The organism is Prauserella marina, from assembly GCF_002240355.1.
Taxonomy (GTDB): Bacteria; Actinomycetota; Actinomycetes; order Mycobacteriales; family Pseudonocardiaceae; genus Prauserella_A; species Prauserella_A marina.
In genome coordinates, this window is the sequence record NZ_CP016353.1 from 2,027,246 (window position 1) to 2,045,501 (window position 18,256).

13 protein-coding genes are annotated in these 18,256 nt (G+C 69.5%); 7 read left to right on the plus strand and 6 right to left on the minus strand.

Going from position 1 to position 18,256, the window contains the following annotated elements:
- The first annotated feature begins 367 nt into the window (after window positions 1–367).
- The 3 genes from BAY61_RS32815 (at window position 368) to BAY61_RS09400 (ending at window position 3,892) form a co-directional block, all read left to right on the plus strand.
- Window positions 368–814, plus strand: a complete 447-nt coding sequence (locus tag BAY61_RS32815) for a hypothetical protein (RefSeq protein ID WP_170140055.1) — start codon at window positions 368–370, stop codon at window positions 812–814.
- A 151-nt stretch (window positions 815–965) separates the two neighbouring features.
- A complete protein-coding gene (locus tag BAY61_RS09395; protein WP_170140054.1) occupies window positions 966–3,527 on the plus strand; it encodes a winged helix-turn-helix domain-containing protein in 2,562 nt (853 codons plus the stop codon).
- A 128-nt stretch (window positions 3,528–3,655) separates the two neighbouring features.
- Complete coding sequence (locus BAY61_RS09400) at window positions 3,656–3,892, plus strand: hypothetical protein (protein ID WP_143021305.1); 237 nt, start codon at window positions 3,656–3,658, stop codon at window positions 3,890–3,892.
- Between the two features lie 4 nt (window positions 3,893–3,896).
- Here BAY61_RS09400 and BAY61_RS09405 read toward each other — a convergent pair whose 3' ends face one another.
- The 3 genes from BAY61_RS09405 to BAY61_RS09415 form a co-directional block, all read right to left on the minus strand.
- Window positions 3,897–4,619 carry a hypothetical protein gene (locus BAY61_RS09405; RefSeq protein ID WP_091795160.1) on the minus strand — a complete coding sequence of 241 codons (723 nt, stop codon included), beginning with the start codon at window positions 4,617–4,619 and terminating at the stop codon, window positions 3,897–3,899.
- A gap of 124 nt (window positions 4,620–4,743) precedes the next feature.
- On the minus strand, window positions 4,744–5,409 hold the full coding sequence (locus tag BAY61_RS09410) for a hypothetical protein (RefSeq protein ID WP_091795164.1): 666 nt from the start codon (window positions 5,407–5,409) through the stop codon (window positions 4,744–4,746).
- Window positions 5,409–6,419 (minus strand): DNA polymerase III subunit beta family protein, encoded by a 1,011-nt coding sequence (locus tag BAY61_RS09415; protein WP_091795167.1) that lies wholly within the window; start codon window positions 6,417–6,419, stop codon window positions 5,409–5,411. The genes BAY61_RS09410 and BAY61_RS09415 overlap by 1 nt, the downstream gene beginning before the upstream one ends.
- A gap of 83 nt (window positions 6,420–6,502) precedes the next feature.
- Here BAY61_RS09415 and BAY61_RS09420 point away from each other — a divergent pair, with 83 nt between their 5' ends.
- Window positions 6,503–7,666, plus strand: coding sequence for a lactate 2-monooxygenase (locus tag BAY61_RS09420; RefSeq protein WP_091795170.1), 1,164 nt, complete (start codon window positions 6,503–6,505; stop codon window positions 7,664–7,666).
- A 9-nt stretch (window positions 7,667–7,675) separates the two neighbouring features.
- Here the strand turns inward: BAY61_RS09420 and BAY61_RS33490 are convergent, their stop codons facing one another.
- Window positions 7,676–8,344, minus strand: a complete 669-nt coding sequence (locus tag BAY61_RS33490; protein WP_245865948.1) for a hypothetical protein — start codon at window positions 8,342–8,344, stop codon at window positions 7,676–7,678.
- Between the two features lie 84 nt (window positions 8,345–8,428).
- Here BAY61_RS33490 and hrpA point away from each other — a divergent pair, with 84 nt between their 5' ends.
- Complete coding sequence (gene hrpA, locus BAY61_RS09430) at window positions 8,429–12,397, plus strand: ATP-dependent RNA helicase HrpA (protein ID WP_091795173.1); 3,969 nt, start codon at window positions 8,429–8,431, stop codon at window positions 12,395–12,397.
- A gap of 127 nt (window positions 12,398–12,524) precedes the next feature.
- Here the strand turns inward: hrpA and BAY61_RS09435 are convergent, their stop codons facing one another.
- Window positions 12,525–14,210 carry a bifunctional 3'-5' exonuclease/DNA polymerase gene (locus tag BAY61_RS09435; protein ID WP_091795176.1) on the minus strand — a complete coding sequence of 562 codons (1,686 nt, stop codon included), beginning with the start codon at window positions 14,208–14,210 and terminating at the stop codon, window positions 12,525–12,527.
- Window positions 14,211–14,315: 105 nt separating this feature from the next.
- Between BAY61_RS09435 and BAY61_RS09440 the strand changes: the two genes are divergently transcribed.
- Window positions 14,316–15,941: an acyl-CoA synthetase gene (locus BAY61_RS09440; protein WP_091795179.1), complete on the plus strand. Its 1,626-nt coding sequence runs from the start codon at window positions 14,316–14,318 to the stop codon at window positions 15,939–15,941.
- Here BAY61_RS09440 and BAY61_RS09445 read toward each other — a convergent pair.
- On the minus strand, window positions 15,938–16,804 hold the full coding sequence (locus tag BAY61_RS09445; protein WP_091795182.1) for a hypothetical protein: 867 nt from the start codon (window positions 16,802–16,804) through the stop codon (window positions 15,938–15,940). The two genes, BAY61_RS09440 and BAY61_RS09445, sit on opposite strands and share 4 nt — an antisense overlap.
- A 222-nt stretch (window positions 16,805–17,026) precedes the next feature.
- On the opposite strand from BAY61_RS09445, the gene BAY61_RS09450 reads away from it, so the two are divergent.
- Window positions 17,027–18,238: a S8 family peptidase gene (locus BAY61_RS09450; RefSeq protein WP_091795185.1), complete on the plus strand. Its 1,212-nt coding sequence runs from the start codon at window positions 17,027–17,029 to the stop codon at window positions 18,236–18,238.
- Window positions 18,239–18,256: the final 18 nt, after the last annotated feature.

Consider the following 18,256-nt stretch of genomic DNA (forward strand, 5'->3'; position numbering starts at 1 on the left):
CACTGGCCAGACGCCCTTCACTCGTCCGGGTGGCATATTGCACATCCAATAATGCAGGGGGCCGCGAAAACGGGCGCCGGTGACGGTTGCGCGATAGGGTCACGGCATTCCGGTCATGTCTGTTGCGTGACCGGCCACTGTGTGCCATGTACGAGAACCCGGCCGCCCTGAACCCCGGCCGCCGTCATCGCCGGACAGCGCGAGTGACCTTCGGGTTCCCGTTCGTCCCCCATGGCGATCCGGCGGCCGTCTCGCGGGCCCGGTGGTCTTGACCAAAGGAGTCGTGTCGAGTCCTCGAAAGCCCGTGCCACTCCCGGTCGTTCCGGTATGTCCGACGTGGCCGGTGCGGCCTTTCGAAAGGTGGCTTATGAGCAGCTATGTCACACCGGCCTGGTGCATCACGGGAAGCGACTACCTCGAAGGCGCGCCTTCGCTGCCGTCGATCGCGGCACTGCTGGCCGACGCGGTCGCCGAGTTGCGCGAGGACGGCGAGTTTCCCGGCCGCGCGAAGGTGACGTTCGGGGTCGGCGACGGCAGGTGGCTCGACATCCGCGTCGAAGGGCTCTCGCCTGCCTGCGATCCCGACCGGGTCGAGACGATGGCGGCGCTGCGGACGTTGTTCGAGTTGTCGAGCCATGCGAACCTCGTCGACATCTCGGCGCGGCGGCCAGCGTTGTTCCTTCCTCGCATCCTCGCCGTCGACGAGGCCGGTCTTCCCTACGCCGGAGTGCTCGGCGCGGCGATGGGCGATGTCCATCCGGTCGCCGTGCCCGAGGCTGGGCCGAGTGGGGGACGGCGCCTGCGCGGAAAGTGACCGTGCAGGGCGGCATCGTGCATCGCCCTCACTCCTTCGAGAGATCTTCACGTCCCGGTTCGTGTGTGCCCATGGCAGAAGGGCGGGCTCTCTTAGCCTGCTCGCAGTCGTTGTCTCCTTCGCGAAAGGTTCCACCACATCCGTGTGCAGCATGAGATTCACGGCGCTCCCGCCGCCGCGAGGCCACGTCCGCAGGGCACGGTTGTCGCGGCTGCTCGACGAGTGGGAGTCCGGCGGGACGCCGAGGGTCGCGCTGCTGTGCGCACCGCCCGGATACGGCAAGAGCACCATGCTCGCCGACTGGCTGGGTGACCGGCGGCGCACCTGCCCTCCGGGGCGTACGGCGCTGGTCAGCGTCCTCGACGGCGACAACGACCCCCGCGCGCTCAATGCGGCACTGGCCACGGCGGCCCGCACGCCACGGGCCGACACCCTCGCCGCCACGCTCGGCGGGCTGACCCAGCCGCTCACCCTCGTCGTCGATCACCTGCACCGGCTGAGCGCGCCAGAGGCGTGGCATGACCTCGAAACGCTGTTGTGCTCGTTGCCGCCGAACCTGCGCCTGGTGTTGAGTACGCGGGAGCGGCCCCCGCTCGCCGTGCACCGCCTGCACGTCGCGGGCAGGCTGCGCGACATCGGTGCGGCCGAGCTGGCGCTGACCCGGGCGGAAACCGTCACGGTGTTGCGCAACCACGGCGTCACGCTGCCGGAGGCGGATCTCGGCTTCCTGGTGGCGCTCACCGAGGGCTGGCCGGTCGGCGTGCGGCTCGCGGCAGAGGCACTCGGCGGTGCGGCCGATCACGCCGCGGCTCTCGCCGCGTTCGCGGGAACGGACCCAGCGCTCGCCGAGTATTTCCGTGGCGAGGTGCTGAGCGGTTTCACCGGTTCCCAGCGCGAGATTCTGTTGCGCACCAGCGGGTGTGAGCGGTTCACGCCCGAACTGGCGAGCGAGCTCACCGGCGCCGACGACATCGGTGGCGATCTCGGCCGGCTGCGCGGGGCGGGTGCGCTGACCATCGAGTACGGAGCCGGTGGTCCCTGGTTGCGCCAGCACCCGTTGACCAGAACCTGGCTGGCAGCGGAGTTCGCGAGCGGTTCGCCCCCGGCGTCGAGGAGAGCGGAGCGGGTTTCGGCGATCTGGTTCTCCGCCAACGGAAAACCGTTGACGGCGCTGCGGCACGCGGTCCGTTCTCGTGACACCGATCTCGTCGCCGATCTCGTCGTCAGGCACGGGCCCGGTCTCGTGCTGTCGGGGCACATGGCCGCGCTGCACGATGTGCTGCCCTCGCCGCCTCCTTCGCCGGCCGCGAGTCCGTGCGTCGGCCTGACCCTCGCGATCGCCGGGCTCGCGCTCGGCGACCGCAGGGCCGCCGAGACGGTGCTGGCGAGGCTGGGGCTCAACCGTCACGCGGCCACCTCGGGCACGGCGTCACGGCCGCCCGTGAACGAGGACGAGCAGGGACTCGCCCGCATTGCCATGGCCCACAGGGCCCGGTTGACCGGACGCTGGGTGCCGCAGGTCGCTCAGCTCGACCTGCACGTGGATGGGCTCCGTTCCCACGACCTGTACCTGCTGGGGCTCGTCAACAGGGGCACCGCGCTGCTGTGGCTCGGCGACTACGGCGCGGCGGAGGAGGACCTGGCCAACGCACTGCACCTCGCGAGGCTCGGCGGGTACCGCTACGCGGTGCTGCACTGCCTCGCCCACCTGGCCGCGTCCACCGGAGCGCGGGGTGACCTGCCCGCGCTGCACCGCGCGGCGGAAGAAGCGCTGCGCTACGCCACGGACACCGGTCTGGACACGACTCCCTCGGCGTGCACCGCCTACGTCGCCTCGGCGTGGGCCGCTTTCGAACGCGCCGACGACACCGCGGCATCGGCCTACGCCGAACTCGCCGCGCGCACGCTGAGCCCGGCCAACGACAGGATGATCGCGCTGGCAACCGGCTCCATGTCCGCGCTCGCCACGGCAGGCACCGATCCGTGCGAAGCGCTGCGGAGATTGCGCGAACACTGGAACACGGTGCGGAAGGAGGAAACGGTCCAGCCCGCGCTGGTGGCGTGGGCGTCGGGGGTGGAGCACCGGCTCGCGCTCAGGCTCGGCAGGCTTGAGTGGGCGACGGAGGCCGAGCACCGGGCGGCCGAGTGGCTCGGGCCGGGAGGGGAGAGCGAACTGCTGCGCGCCAAGGCGCTGTTCCATCAGGGACGCCTCTCGGCGGCGAAAGCGCACCTCGACCGGATCGTGACCGGTGAGGCCGCCGGCACGTTCTTCGGTACGGGAATCGAGGCCCGGCTGCTGCTTGCCGTGCTCGCGCTGCGGTTGCGGGATCCGCAGGAGGCGCACGGACGGCTGCTCGCGTCACTTGAGCTCGCGGCCGCGCATGGCGCGTTACGGCCCTTCCGCGAACACGGAACGGCGGTGCGCGAGCTGATCGCCGCCGGTGCGGGCAGGCTCGGTTCCGTGCGGGACTTCGCCGACGAGGTGCTCGCGGTTTTGCCACCCGAGTCCGTGGCACCGTCGGCCGAACTCACGCCGAGGGAACTGGCTCTGCTGAGAGAGTTGCAGTCACTGGGCACGGTCGCCGACATCGCGGCCGAACTGTTCGTCTCCGCCAACACGGTCAAGACCCATCTGCGCAACATCTACCGCAAACTCGGCGTCGCCTCCCGCAGGGAAGCCGTCGTCACCGCGCGTCGCATCGGGCTGCTGTGAAAGCCGCGTTCGGCGGGACAGGTTCGTCCGTTCTCGATGCGACAGGACGGTGTGCGCGGGGCCACACTGGAGGGGCCGGGGTTGCCGTGGTCACCGGCGCGCCGGGGCGAGCGGCAGCCCACAGTGCCGTGGCCGAAGGAGCACCGCATGAGCCCGAACCCGAACTCCGCACCTTGGCAGGCCACTCCCGGCACGACGCGAGGGGAGTGGTGATGGAACTCTTCCGGGTCCTGGCCATCGCCGCTGTTCCGCTCGGCATCATCGCGGCGATCACGATGTCGGACGCGTGGTGGTTCTTCAGCGGGCTCATCGCGTTCATGTTGCTCATGCTCAGCACCGAGCCGCAGAGCAACAGCAAGCAGTAGCCGTTCAGGCGGTGCCGAGGAAGACCGCCTTCGGCGCGCCGACGCCGGGCTGGAAGACGAGTTGCAGCTCTCCTGGAGCCGCGCCGACCGCGTAGGCGGCCTCGTAGGTGAACGTCCGGCCGGGAAGTATCGTCGCCGGTTCGGGACCCGCGCCGCAGGAGCCGTCGATGTCGAAGATCTGCTCGGCGTTGCGCCCGCCGAACTGGGCCTCGCTCGCGCTGAGCAAGGTGGTGTCGAGGTCCCCGCCGGTGTCGTTGACGAGCGTGATCGACACCTGCACCGCGCGCTCGACCTTGGCGGGGAAGGCGTACTCGCTCGGTGTGCACTCCCTTGGCGCGGAAACCTCGATGGCGAGTCCGTTGTCCCAGGTGTAGCGCGTGTTCCAGGTGGGGTGGGTGACGGTGACGGCCGTTGTCCCCGGCCGTTGGCCGTGCGCCGCGTTCGCCGGGTCGTCCCCGCTCGCCGCGCCGACACTGACCGCGATTCCCGCCGTGCACAAGATCGTGCCCGCGAGCGCGATCGCCTTGCGTGCCCCGAAAAGCGCGATGACGCCGAGTACGACGCCGAGTGCCGCCCCTGCCGCGGTCGCCGTGCCGAGCAGGCCGGTGACGGCTGCGGCGACACAGGCGACGCCGAGCACGAGCGCCGCCACCGCGAACACGGCGTGGTGGCGTCTTCGTGGCGCCGGTGCCTCGTGCGCGGGGGCCTGTGTGCCGAGACGGGACATCGTGCTCCTTCCGGGGGTTCCCTTCCCATCTCGACCCGGACGGTGTCGCCGTTACTTCCGCCCCGCTTCCGTTACCGCGCCGCGTCATTGTCCGCAATGGACGGTCAGCGACGTGCGGTCACGATCATGTTGCGGTGAGTGTCGCCAGTACGTCACCGAGAATGGCCTGCTCGTGGCGGGGCAGCCTGCGTTCGGCGTGCAGCATCCGCACCGCCGTGGCGAGCCGTTCGCGGTCGTCGCCGGCGCCGAGAACTCCGTAGTACGAAGGCAATACCAGGCATAACGCACGAAGTTCACGCCGATCACACCAGGCTTCCACGAGTTCGCCGACGCGTTCGTTCCTCGTCGCTTCCGGTGCGCCGAGGCAGCGGAGTCCTTCGGCGACGCTGAAGGTGAGCCAGTCCCGGTAGGCGCCCTCCGGCAGGATTTCCATCCGCGCCGCCGCTTTCCGGTAGTGCGCGAGCGCTTCCTCGGTGTTGCCGAGATCACGATGATCCCTCGCCAGATTGGCGTGCAGCGAGGGGTAGAAACCGGCGACCGCGCCAGCGGCGGCATCGCCGCCCGCCGTGAGCCGTTCGGCGAGTGCGAGGCAGCGTTCGTTCCAGTCCAGAGTGTCCTTTGTGGTCGGTTGGTGTCGGGCGAGGTAGTGCGCGGCGACACAGGATTCGTAGTCGTCGCGCGCGTCTGCCCACGCTTGTTCGAAAAGCTCCTTCGCGCGGGCGGGATCGGCCTCGGCTTCGGCGCGCATTCCCTCGGCACACAAGCGCACGGTCGTGCTGGTGGTATCCATCAGTTGCCCTCGTCGGCGACCGGCATGACGAGAGTGGTGAAGCTTCCCTGGTCGGCGGAGCGGACGACGACGGGGGAGCACGGATCCGTGATGTCCAGCAGCACTTCCGGGCCCACGCTCGCTTCCAGCGCTGGGCACAGCACCGCCGGATCGAACGCGACGCGCACGCCCGGTTCGCACACCGAAGGCAGCCGGGTTCCGTTCGCCAGCAGCTCGTCGGCGCCGCTCTCCAGTACGAAGGGTCCCTCGGCGTCGCCGAGCACGCCGATCAGCGCGACCCGGTCGGTGATCACCCGGTGCGCGGGGGGCGAGAGCGCGCCGAGCAGGTCCCGGTAGGCGGGGAACTCGCCGGGAAGGCCGCTCAGCGGAACCGCCTGCCCTTCCACGGTGAGCACGCCGCCCTCCGCCGTGACCCGCAAGGTCACGGTGCGATGCCTTGACGAGGACGCCGACGCGGCGAGCAGCGCGCCGGCCGCGACGAGAATCCGCGCCGGGCCGCCGGTGAAGGTCTCGGGCGTCAGTTCGCGGATCGCGAGCCGGTAGCGGTCGGTCGCGACGAACCGCAGTCCTTGCGCGGCGAGTTCGATCAGGACGCGGCCCAGTACGGGAAACGAGCTGTCCCGCGAGACCGAAGGCGCGACCTGCCTGATGGCGCAGGCGAACTCCGCACCACCCAGCGTCACCTCGGTCACCCCGGCGACGCCGGCCAGGACGCCGCGCAGCGCGGCCTGCGCCGCGTCGTGCTCCTCGCGCAGCCGCTTCGCGTGTGCGCGCAGTACGTCCTCGGCGCCCTCCGCGTCGTCGAGCACCGCGACGATCCCGGCGAGCGGGACGCCTGCCTGCCGCAGGCCCCGCACCAGGACCCCCCTTTCGATCTGGTCCTCGCTGTAATAGCGGTAACCGTTGCCCGGGTCGACCCTCGCGGGGGCCAGTACCCCGCAGTCGTCGTAGAAGCGCAACGCGGAACGAGTCAGTCCCACGCGCTCCGCGAACGCGCTGATGCTGTACATACCCCGGATTCTGAGCCTTCGACCCGCTCGAAGGTCAAGCCGCACGCGTAGGATCCGGGCGGCGCGGCGAACGAGGAGGCGGTATGTCCGAACGGTTCGGCAACTACCAGGCCGAGATCTACCTCCAGGGCTACGGCGGGACGACACCCGCGTTCTCCACCGACCTCACCCGGATCGAGGAATCCGCGGCGGCCGTGCTCGACCCGCGTGCCTACGGATACGTCGCCGGTTCGGCGGGCTCGGGGTCGACGGCAGCGGCCAACAGGGCCGCCTTCGACCGCTGGCGGCTCGTGCCGAGAATGCTCGCGGGAGCCACCGAACGAGACCTCACGACGACGGTGCTCGGCACGACGATGCCGGCGCCGGTGCTGCTCGCCCCCGTCGGCGCGCAGTCCATCGTGCACGACGGCGCCGAGGCGGCCACCGCACGCGCGGCGGCGAGCACCGGGTTGCCGATGGTGCTGTCCACCGCGTCCTCGACCAGCATCGAGGACGTTGCCGCCGCGTCGGGGGGCGGGCCACTGTGGTTCCAGCTGTACTGGCCATCCGATTCCGAGGTGTGCCTCAGCCTGCTGGCCAGGGCCGAAGCCGCCGGATACTCGGTACTCGTCGTCACGCTCGACAACTGGTCGCTCGGCTGGCGGCCGAGCGACCTCGACAACGGCTACCTGCCTTTCCTCAACGGGGCGGGAACCGCCGTGCCGTTCACCGACCCGGTGTTCCTCGGCGGGCTCGACGCGAGTCCCGAAGAGGAACCGGCCATGGCGGTGCTGCGCTGGATCTCGATGATCACCGGGACCGACCGGACGTGGGCCGACCTCGCGTTTCTCAGAAAGCACTGGGAAGGGCCGATCGTGCTGAAAGGCATCCAGCACGTCGACGACGCGCGGCACGCCGTCGCGGCGGGGATGGACGGCATCGTGGTGTCCAATCACGGCGGACGGCAGGTCGACGGTGCCGTCGGCGCGCTCGACGTGCTGCCGGAGATCGCGGCCGCGGTAGGCGACCGGATCGAGGTGCTTTTCGACTCCGGCGTCCGCACCGGCGCCGATGTGATCAAGGCGCTGGCGCTCGGCGCTCGCGCGGTGCTGGTCGGCAGACCCTACGTCTACGGCCTCGCGCACGCGGGAGAGGACGGGGTGCGGCAGGTGTTGCGCGGCCTGCTCGCCGACCTCGACCTGACACTGGGACTTTCGGGCAACACCACGCCCGGCGCGCTCACCGCGAGTGTGCTGCGCAGGAGCTGACCAACCCGGTCATTCGCGAGGGAGACCGGGCCCTTTCCGGGGGCCGATGCCACCGCCGATGGCGGCGAGCACACACCCGGACAGCAACACCCACGGCCCGGCCGCGAGCGTGCCCAGTTCGCCGTCGGTGAGGTTGAGCAGTCCGACGAAGTGGATGATCGCCGCGATGAGGCCCCTGAGCACGAACGTGGTCCGGTACCACCCGAACGACGCCCAGGTGAGCCTGCGGCCCCAGTTGCCGGTGACCAACCCGGCCGACCTGGTGGTGCGGGCGGCGCCGAGAGTCCACGGCAGCAGGCCGACCGGCAGTACGGCGAGCGCGAGGAAGCCGAGCCAGCTCAGGTAGTGGCCGGTGAAACCGTCCCTGCTGACCGAGGCGAGGTCGCGCAGGTCGGTGAAGTAGAGGTCGCCGCCCCACGGCAGCGCGAACATGCCGACGACGGTGGCGATGACCCCTGCTACCACCGGGAGCGTGCCCCAGCCCGGGAGCGTCAGCGGGCCGGCGGGGCCCTGCGGATAACCCTGCTGCGGAAACGGCTGCGGATACGGCTGGGCGTAAGGCTGTGCTTGGGGGTACTGGGCGTAGGGCTGCTGCGGGTAACCCTGTTGGGGATAGCCCTGTTGCGGATACGGCGGGGGCTGTTGGGGCTGCTGCCACTGGGGGCCTGGGTGGCTCATGGCCGGTGAGGCTACCTCCCGCTGACCGGCGAGGGAGGAAAATCGCATTGATCACCACGGCGACCCGGCTATTGTGGAGTGCGTATGTCCACTTCCACCCCTGCTGACGAGTTGCGCGCGCGGCTGCCCGAGTTGACGCTGCGCGACGAGCACCGCTTACGACGCCGGATCGACGGCGTGAACCGGCGAGGCCGGAAAGACCGGCATGGCCGGGGGCGCGGGGGCGACAAGCGTGGCGGTGCCGAGTCCGGCGGTCCAGCCGGGGCTGACGGGTTTTCGGAGTCCGCCGTTCTGGCCACGATCGCCGCCGACATCGAGGCCGCTGAGCAGCGCGTGCGGCACCGCCGCGACGCGGTGCCCGAGTTGCGCTACCCCGAAGACCTGCCGGTGAGCAGGCGCAAAGCCGACATCGCCGAGGTCATCAGGGACAACCAGGTGGTGATCGTCGCGGGCGAGACGGGATCGGGCAAGACGACGCAGCTTCCCAAGATCTGTCTCGAACTGGGGCTCGGGGTTCGTGGTCAGATCGGGCACACCCAGCCGCGCAGGCTCGCGGCCCGTACGGTCGCCGAGCGCGTCGCCAGTGAGCTGAACACCGAACTCGGTTCCGTGGTGGGCTACAAGGTGCGGTTCACCGACCAGTCCGGTGACGACACGCTCGTCAAGCTCATGACCGACGGCATCCTGCTCGCCGAGATCCAGCAGGACCGGATGCTGCGCGCCTACGACACGATCATCATCGACGAGGCACACGAACGCAGCCTCAACATCGACTTCCTGCTCGGCTATCTGCGCAGGCTGCTGCCGAGCAGGCCCGATCTCAAAGTGATCATCACCTCGGCGACCATCGACCCCGAGCGGTTCTCCCGGCATTTCGGGGACGCCCCGATCGTCGAGGTGTCCGGCCGCACCTATCCCGTCGAGGTGCGCTACCGCCCCGTCGTCGACCCCGACGACCCCGGCGCCGATCCCGACCGCGACCAGGTGCAGGCGATCTCGGACGCGGTGACCGAACTGATCGGTGAGGGACAGGGCGACATCCTGGTTTTCCTCTCCGGTGAGCGCGAGATCCGCGACACCAGCGAGGCGCTGACGGCGATGGCCTTGCCCTACACCGAAATCCTCCCGTTGTACGCGCGGTTGTCGGCCGCCGATCAGCACAGGGTCTTCCAGCGCCACACCGGAAGGCGCGTCGTGCTCGCCACCAACGTCGCGGAGACCTCGCTCACCGTGCCCGGCATCAAGTACGTCATCGATCCGGGTACGGCACGCATCTCCCGCTACAGCCACCGCACGAAGGTGCAGCGGCTGCCGATCGAACCGGTGTCGCAGGCTTCGGCGAATCAGCGCAAGGGCCGGTGCGGGCGTACCTCCGACGGCATCTGCATCCGGCTCTACACCGAGGACGACTTCGACTCCCGCCCGGAGTTCACCGATCCGGAGATCCTGCGCACCAATCTCGCCTCCGTGATCTTGCAGATGACCTCGCTCGGCCTCGGTGACATCGCCGCTTTCCCCTTCGTGGAGCCGCCGGACCGGCGTCAGGTCACCGCCGGTGTGCAGTTGCTGAGCGAACTGGGCGCGCTGGAGGCCGACGGCGGCAAGCTCACCACCGTCGGGAGGCAGCTCGCGCAGCTTCCGGTCGATCCGAGAATGGGCAGGATGATCGTGGAGGCGGCGGCCAACGGCTGCGTCCGCGAGGTGATGATCATCGCCGCCGCGCTGTCCATTCAGGACCCGCGAGAACGCCCCGCCGACAAACAGCAGGCCGCCGCCGAAAAGCACGCGCGGTTCGCCGAACCGAACTCCGACTTCCTCGCCTACCTGAAACTGTGGGAGTACCTGCGCGAGCAGCAGCGGGCGCTGTCCGGCAACCAGTTCCGCAAGCTGTGCAAGGCCGAATTCCTCAACTACCTCAGAGTCAGGGAGTGGCAGGACATCTTCGGTCAGCTCAGGCAACTGGCCAAGCCACTTGGCATCACCCTCAACAGCACCGAGGCCGATCCGCAGCGGATCCACACCTCGCTGCTGGCCGGTCTGCTCTCCCACGTCGGGCTCAAGGACCCGGCCAAGGGTGACTACCTCGGCGCCCGGGGCGCCCGGTTCTCCGTCTTCCCCGGATCGTCGTTGTTCAAGAAGCAGCCGCGCTGGGTCGCCTCGGCCGAACTGGTGGAGACCTCGAAGCTGTGGGCGAGGGTCAACGCCAGGATCGAGCCGGAGTGGGTGGAACCGCTCGCGCAGCACCTCGTCAAACGGCACTACTCGGAACCGCACTGGGAACGCAAGCAGGGCGCGGTGATGGCCAACGAGCGGGTCACCCTGTACGGCATCCCGCTCGTCGCGGGCCGCAAGGTCAACTACGGGCGGATCGACAAGGAACTGTCGCGGGAGCTGTTCATCAGGCACGCGCTCGTCGAGGGCGACTGGGAAACCAGCCACCGGTTCTTCATCGAGAACCGGAAACTACTCGACGAGGTCGAGGACCTCGAAGCGCGCGCCCGCAGGCACGACATTCTCGTCGACGACGAGACCTTGTTCGCCTTCTACGACGAGCGCGTCGGCGAGGACGTGGTGTCGAGCAGGCATTTCGACTCGTGGTGGAAGCAGAGGCGGCGCTCGGAGCCCGACCTGCTCAACTTCGAGAAGGCCATGCTCATCAACGAGAGCGCCGACGAGGTCGCCGAAGCGGACTACCCTGACACCTGGCAGGCCGGAGCGCTGCGGCTGTCGCTGACGTACCAGTTCGAACCGGGCGCCGACGCCGACGGCGTGACCGTCCACATTCCACTTCCCGTGCTCAACCAGGTGAGCGCCGCCGGTTTCGAATGGCAGGTTCCCGGTCTGCGCGAGGAACTGGTCACCGCGCTGATCAAGTCGCTGCCGAAGTCGTTGCGGCGCAACTTCGTCCCCGCTCCGGACACCGCGCGAAAGGCACTGTCCGGAGTGGACCCCTCGATGGGCCCGTTGCCCGATGTGCTCGGTGCCGAACTCGAACGCCTTCGCGGAGTAGCGGTCGCGCCTGAGGCGTGGCAGTTCTCCTCGGTGCCCGATCACCTCAGGATGACCTTCCGGGTCGTCGACGAGCGTAAGCGGACGCTGGCAGAGGGCAAGGACCTCGACGCGCTGCGCGACCGGCTCGGCGACCGCCTTCGCGAGACCATTTCCGCCGTTGCCGACGATCTCGAAAAGGAAGGCCTGCGCACGGCCAGTTTCGGTGAGCTGCCGAAGGTGTTCACGGCCACCCGCAAGGGACACGAGCTCAAGGCATATCCGGCGCTCGTCGACGAGGGTGGCTGTGTCGCGGTTCGCATGCTCGACACCGAGGGACAGCAGCGCACCCAGATGTGGCTTGGCACGAGGAAACTGCTCCGGCTCAACGTCGCGTCCCCCATGAAGTACCTCAACCGCAACCTCGGCAACACCGCGAAGCTCGTGCTGACAAGGAATCCGCACGGCAGTGTCGCCGCGTTGCTCGAAGACTGCGTCGACTGCGCGGTGGACAAGCTCATGGCCGACGCGGGCGGTCCGGCGTGGGACGAGGCCGGTTTCGCAGTGCTGCTTGAGAAGGTGCGGGCCGGATTGAATGGCACCGTGCTCACGGTGCTGCGCGAGGTGGAGAACATTCTCGCCGCCACGCACGACGTCGAATCGCGGCTCGCCGACACGAGGGGAGACGCGGTGCGCGAATCCGTCGCCGATGTGCGGGCTCAGCTCGACGGGCTGGTGTTCCCCGGATTCGTGACGGCGGCGGGATTCGACCGGCTCGCCGACCTCGTGCGCTACGCGCGGGCGATCGAGCGCAGGCTGGAGAAGCTGCCCGGCGACCCGGCGCGGGACGTGCGGAACCTGCGGGACGTCCAATGGTTGTGGCAGGAGTACCAGGCGGTGCTCGACACGTTGCCACCGAGAACGGCGCCAGGCAAGCAACTCGCCGACGTGCGGTGGATGATCGAGGAGCTGAGGGTGAGCTTCTTCGCCCAGACCCTGCGCACCGCCTACCCGGTGTCGATGAAGCGCGTGCTGCGCGCGCTGGACGAGGCCGCCGCGGACTGAGCCCGCGAGTCCCCCGCTCAGGAGCGCGAGATCCGCGTTGGTGCGCGCGAGATCCGCGTTCGGGCCGCCGAGATCCGCGTTCGTGCACCGGCACCACCGCACCGGACCCGGCACCCGGCACAACGGCCTACTTCGCGTCGGCGTAGCAGTCGACGGCGGCGGCGGGCATCGGAAACCGCACCGGGCAGGCTGGGCCGAACACCAGTGCCGTCGTCTCGGCGACGGCCGCGTCGAGACAGGCGGTGACGTCATCGGCGAGCGCGGCGGGTGTGTGGATGAGGACCTCGTCGTGCTGGAAGAACACCAGATGCGCTTCGCGGGGCAGCCGTTGCCGCAGCAGCGCCAGCAGCACCGCGGTCCAGTCGGCCGCACTGGCCTGCACGACGAAGTTCCTGGTGAACCGGCCCCATTCCCGTGCGGCCCTGCGGGCCTTGTCCTCGTCGCCGGTACCTCCGGTGAGCGCGCGCCACGCCGACGAAGGCGGGGGAGAGGTCCTGCCGAGCCGGGAGCGCACCAGCTCGCCTCGCTCACCCGCGACCGCCGCGTTCTCCACATAGGACACAGCGGCGGGAAAACGCTGGCGCAGCAAGGCGAGCAACGACGCCGCCTCGCCAGCCGTCCCGCCGTACATGGCCGAGAGCATGGCGATCTTCGCGCGCGCCCTGTCGTCGTTGCCGCCGTCCGCGCTCGCCGTAGCGGGGAACATCGCCTCGGCGAGACTCGAATAGAGGTCCGTGGCCGCCGCGACGCCGGCGAGCTTGCGATCGCCGGACAACGCCGCGAGCACGCGCGGTTCGAGCTGGGCCGCGTCGGCGCAGACGAGTTTCCATCCCGGGTCGGCGCGCACGCACGCGCGCAGCACTCGCGGGATCTGCAACGCGGCGCCGCCTCTGCTGGCCCACCGGCCCGACACCACGCCGCCGACGACGAAGACGGGCCGGAACCGGTTGCCGTGCACCCAGTGATCGAGCCAGGTCCAGCCGTGTGCCGAATGCAGCCTCGCCAGTTCCTTGTACTCCAGCAGCGGGGCGACGGCGGGATGGTCGAGGGTGCGCAGCACGTGGGCCCGTGCCGAAGGAATAGCGATGCCCTCCCTGCCGAAAGCGCGTACCACACTGCCCGGGTGGTCGATGTTGAGCGGCTTGCCGCCGAGAGCCTGCTGCACGCGCGCGGCGAGCTGGACCAGCTTGGCCGGTCTGCTTCCCGAGGCGACCCTGCTGCCGAGCAGTTCGGTGAGCAGCCGGTCGTGCACGTCGGCGCGCCATGGCAGCCCGTCGGCCGACATCTCGGCCGCGGCGAGCGCGCTGGCCGATTCGGCCGCGACGAGCAGCCGCATCCTCGCCGCCGAGGCGAGCGCTTCGACGCGGGCGTGCTGACCGGCAAGCACGATCGTGGCCGCGTCGAGCGCGGAAACGTCGCCGGGAAGCCCTGAACCCCTCGGGTCGAACAGGGTCGGCTGCTCGTCGGCGTCGGGATGTGCCTGCCGGGTTTCCGGGGGCGGTTCGAGCCCGGTGGCCCTGGCGTGCGCCGCGGCGAGGCCGCGAGACTGGTCGTGCAGGCCCTCATGAGCCAGCAACAGGCCCTCGACGAGGGAGAGATCATGACAGCGGCCGATTCTGACACCGGCGTCGAGCAACACCGGATAGTCCTGCTCGACCGAGGAAAGCACCCACCGGGGGCCCAGTTCGCTTTCCCAGCGCGCCGCCTTGCCCGCGAGTTCCGTCGCGGTCAGCCCGGTTTCGGTGAAGCCGGCGGACCCGATCGCGCGCACGGCCCAGCGCTGTTCCCCCGACCTTGCGACGATGAGCTCCACCGGGTCATTGTCACCGCCGGTACTGACAGTCAGACACGACCTGCGGTCGACAGCCCTGCCTACTAACCAGTAGCTTAACGCGTGGCGAGCACGAGGAGGTGCCTGATGAGAAGGCCGCCCACGGTGACGGCACTGGCAGGCAGGGTCGCGGAGACCGCGAGGTCCATCGAGGTGCTGTGGCGCGCGGGACTCGTTCCCTTCCCCAGACTCGACGAGGGGATCCGCTCGCTGCTGCTCACCCGGAGGCACGGGCCGCTGGCCGGAGCCGTCCGCATCGCCGCGCGCAGGGATCCCTCCGCCACCGGCATCGTCGACGAGCGAGGTCCGCTGACCTTCGCCCAGCTCGACAGGCAGTCCAACGCGCTGGCGAGGGCATGGTCGGCGAGGGGGATCGGCAGCGGGACACCGATCGCGGTGCTGTGCAGGGATCACAGAGGTCTCGTGCTCACGATGCTCGCGGCGGGCAAGCTCGGCGCGCCGTTGCTGCTGCTGAACACCGGGTTCGCCAAGCCACAACTCGCCGACGTCGCGGCGAGGGAGACGGTCCAGGTGCTCGTCTACGACGACGAGTTCACCGGTCTGCTGTCCGGGATCGAGGGCGCCGACCGCTACCTCGCCTGGACCGAAGGCGATCTCGCCGCACACGAGACACCGCTGCTGGACGAGCTCATCGCCAGTTCCGACGACCGGCCGCCGAAGCCGCCCGAGCGGCCCGGCGGGCTGATTCTGCTCACCAGCGGCACCACGGGAACGCCGAAAGGAGCGCCGAGGCCGAAGATCTCGCCGCTGCACTCCGCGCAGTTCCTCGACCGGATCCCGCTGCGCGTGGGTGAGGCGACGTACATGGGGGCGCCGCTGTTCCACGGAACCGGGATCTCGCAGTTCATTCTCTCGCTCGCGCTGGGCTGCACCGTCGTGCTGCGCCGCAGGTTCGACGCGGAGGCGACGCTGCGCGGTATCGAACAACACCGGTGCAGCGCGCTGGTGCTCGTTCCGACGATGTTGCAGCGGATCATCGATCTCGGCCCCGGCGTCATCGGCCGTTACGACGTGTCGAGCCTGCGCGTCGTCTTCGCCGCCGGTTCGGCGTTGTCGCCCGATGTCGGGAACAGGGCGAGCCGGATTTTCGGCGACGTGGTGCACAACCTCTACGGTTCGACCGAGGTCGCCGTCGCGACCGTGGCGACACCGGAGGACTGGCGCACGGCACCAGGCACGGTCGGGCGGCCGCCGGTCGGCTGCCGGGTCGCGCTCTACGACGAGCGCGGCGCCGAGGTCACCGCACCGCACGTGACCGCGAGGGTGTTCGTCGGGAGCGGGCTCGCCTTCGACGGCTACACCGACGGCAGGCACAAGGAGATCATCGACGGCCTGCTCTCCAGCGGCGACGTCGGCCACTTCGACGAACACGGTTTGCTGTTCATCGACGGAAGGGACGACGAGATGATCGTCTCCGGTGGCGAGAACGTGTACCCGGTGGAGGTCGAGAACCTGTTGGTGGAGCGGGAAGACGTGGTGGAGGCCGCCGTCGTCGGCGTCGACGACGAGGAGTTCGGCCAGCGGCTCAAGGCTTTCGTCGTACCCGTCGAGGGTGCCTCGCTCGACGCCGACGAGGTGCGCGAACACGTCCGGCGCAACCTTGCCAGGTACAAGGTTCCCCGCGACGTCGAATTCCTCGACGCCCTTCCCCGCAACGCCACCGGCAAAGTGCTCCGGAACGAACTGGGCTAGCCCGGCCTGCTCCAGCCGATGCCGAACCGGCCCGGCCCGAAGTCGACGGCCACCGCGTGGACGGTGTTGCCGTTGTCGACGCGCAGCGGCCTGGTCTCCGGCTGCCCCGTCTCCGGATGCGAGAACTGCCAGCTTCGTTCGGGGCGGGTGTTGCCGGCGAACCTCGCTTCGACGAGGTATTCGGGAACGGGCGAGCTGAACTCGCGGAAATGCTGGTGTGCGGCGGAATCGGTGTCCTCGAAGCTCAGCGAGTACTCCACGAGCTGGGTTTCCCCGTTGTCGAGACCGTGTCCGAAGAGCAATTCGGCGAGCAGCAGGCCCTCGCAGGAATCGAAGGACGTCCTGCCCACCGTGCAGTTGCGCGACGCGCGCAGTGTGGGGGGACGGGAGTGCGGCTCGGCCCTGCGGTAACGCAGCACCCACCGGTCGTGACCCGAGGTGCCCGCGCGCAGTACGGCTTTCGCGGTCACCATCACACACCGGCCCTCGGCATCCACATCGCACAGATCGTGCAGGCCGACGAGCGCGGGGGAGGCGTCCTCCTCGAAGCCGAACGCGGCGATGACGCCGCCGCTCTCGGCCGGTTCGTCCAGCCGTCTCCGGGAGGAGGCGCCTCGGGGCCGGGGCGGGGGAAGCAGCCCGAGCAAGGCACCAGCCGGGACGTCGAGGATCTCCTCCAGCACGCGCACCGCCGAGATCGAACTCTGCCGTTCGGGTTGCCGTTTACCGGATTGCCAGTAGCTCAGCGCCGTGACGCTGATCGAAATGCCGCGTTCCTGTAGCCGGGCCTGGATGCGGTCGAGCCCAAGCCCGCTGGTGGAAATCGCCCCGCGAAGGGCGGCGGAGAACGCGGTCGCGCTCATGTCCGGAAGTGCCCCCGACCTCGCGTTTCGTAACGATATGAGCAACGTTAGCAGGAAGTCGTAACGCTTTCCCAGACGTGGCGCGGGATCACAATACGTCCGTTTGGCCTATTGCGCGTTGAGCCGTGCGGTCCACTACTGGTAACTGTGAATTATTGCCCAACTGCTTCCCGTGCGGCTTGCATATTCACATGTAACTGGTGGGGACGAGGAAGGAAGCGAATGGGCAACGCGCGAAAGCTTCGAAGGGGATTGACCGCCGGTGTGGTCGTCGCGGGCGTCACCGGTGTGGTCGTCGCGGGCCTCGGTCCCGCGCAGGCCGCGCCCGTCGCGGAAGGACAGATCCTTTCCGCGAACACCGCCGACGCCGTGGCGGACAGCTACATCGTCGTGCTGAAGAAGAACGCCGTGACCACCACGGCCGCGGCCGTGGCCAACGCCGCGAGCACGCTCGCGAGCAGCGCGGGGGCCACCGTCGAACGCACCTACAGCAGCGCGCTCAGCGGTTTCTCGGTGTCGGCTTCCGAGGCACAGGCCAAGCGGCTGGCCGCCGACGATTCCGTCGCCTACGTCGTGCAGAACCAGCGCGTGCACGCCTCGGACGTGCAGGACACGCCTCCCTCGTGGGGGCTCGACCGGATCGACCAGCGCGACCTTCCGCTCGACGACGCCTACAACTACGCCTCCAAGGCCGACAACGTCACCGCCTACGTCATCGACACCGGGGTCGCCGCCGACCACCCGACGTTCGGCGGCAGGGCGAGCGGAGGCGCCGACTTCATCGACAACGACGACGACCCGACCGACGAGAACGGTCACGGCACGCATGTCGCCGGGACGATCGGCGGCGAGGAATACGGCGTCGCCAAGGGAGTGCAGATCGTTCCCGTTCGCGTGCTCGACGCCAACGGCAGCGGGACGACGGAACAGGTCGTCGCCGGTATCGACTGGGTCGCCGAGAACGCCAGCGGGCCGTCGGTGGCGAACATGAGCCTCGGTGGCGGTGTCGACGAGGCACTCGACACCGCGGTGCGCGGTGCCATCGAAGCCGGGGTGACCTTCGGTGTCGCGGCGGGCAACGAGTCGCAGGACGCTGGCAACACCTCACCGGCGAGGGTCACCGAGGCGATCACCGTCGCTGCCAGCGACGACGCCGACGCGCAGGCGACCTTCTCCAACTACGGTGAGGTCGTCGACCTCTACGCTCCCGGCGTCGACATCACCTCGTCCTGGCACGACGGCAGCGAGAACACCATCAGCGGGACTTCGATGGCGACTCCGCACGTCGTCGGCGCGGCCGCGCTGTACCTGGCTGACAACCCCGACGCCGCTCCGGCCGACGTCGAGGCGGCGCTGACCGGGGCCGCGACTCCCGACAAGATCACCGATCCCTCGGAGGGCACGCCGAACCTGCTGCTCTACACGGGTGAGTAAGACGAAGACCCCTCCTCC

Coding starts and splice junctions, on each gene's coding strand:
- BAY61_RS09415 (WP_091795167.1), bottom strand. CDS start 6,419: ATGTACAGCATCAGCGCGTTCGCGGAGCGCGTGGGACTGACTCGTTCC.
- hrpA (WP_091795173.1), top strand. CDS start 8,429: ATGTCCACTTCCACCCCTGCTGACGAGTTGCGCGCGCGGCTGCCCGAG.
- BAY61_RS09410 (WP_091795164.1), bottom strand. CDS start 5,409: ATGGATACCACCAGCACGACCGTGCGCTTGTGTGCCGAGGGAATGCGC.
- BAY61_RS09450 (WP_091795185.1), top strand. CDS start 17,027: ATGGGCAACGCGCGAAAGCTTCGAAGGGGATTGACCGCCGGTGTGGTC.
- BAY61_RS33490 (WP_245865948.1), bottom strand. CDS start 8,344: ATGAGCCACCCAGGCCCCCAGTGGCAGCAGCCCCAACAGCCCCCGCCG.
- BAY61_RS09445 (WP_091795182.1), bottom strand. CDS start 16,804: ATGAGCGCGACCGCGTTCTCCGCCGCCCTTCGCGGGGCGATTTCCACC.
- BAY61_RS09405 (WP_091795160.1), bottom strand. CDS start 4,619: ATGTCCCGTCTCGGCACACAGGCCCCCGCGCACGAGGCACCGGCGCCA.
- BAY61_RS09395 (WP_170140054.1), top strand. CDS start 966: ATGAGATTCACGGCGCTCCCGCCGCCGCGAGGCCACGTCCGCAGGGCA.
- BAY61_RS32815 (WP_170140055.1), top strand. CDS start 368: ATGAGCAGCTATGTCACACCGGCCTGGTGCATCACGGGAAGCGACTAC.
- BAY61_RS09420 (WP_091795170.1), top strand. CDS start 6,503: ATGTCCGAACGGTTCGGCAACTACCAGGCCGAGATCTACCTCCAGGGC.
- BAY61_RS09440 (WP_091795179.1), top strand. CDS start 14,316: ATGAGAAGGCCGCCCACGGTGACGGCACTGGCAGGCAGGGTCGCGGAG.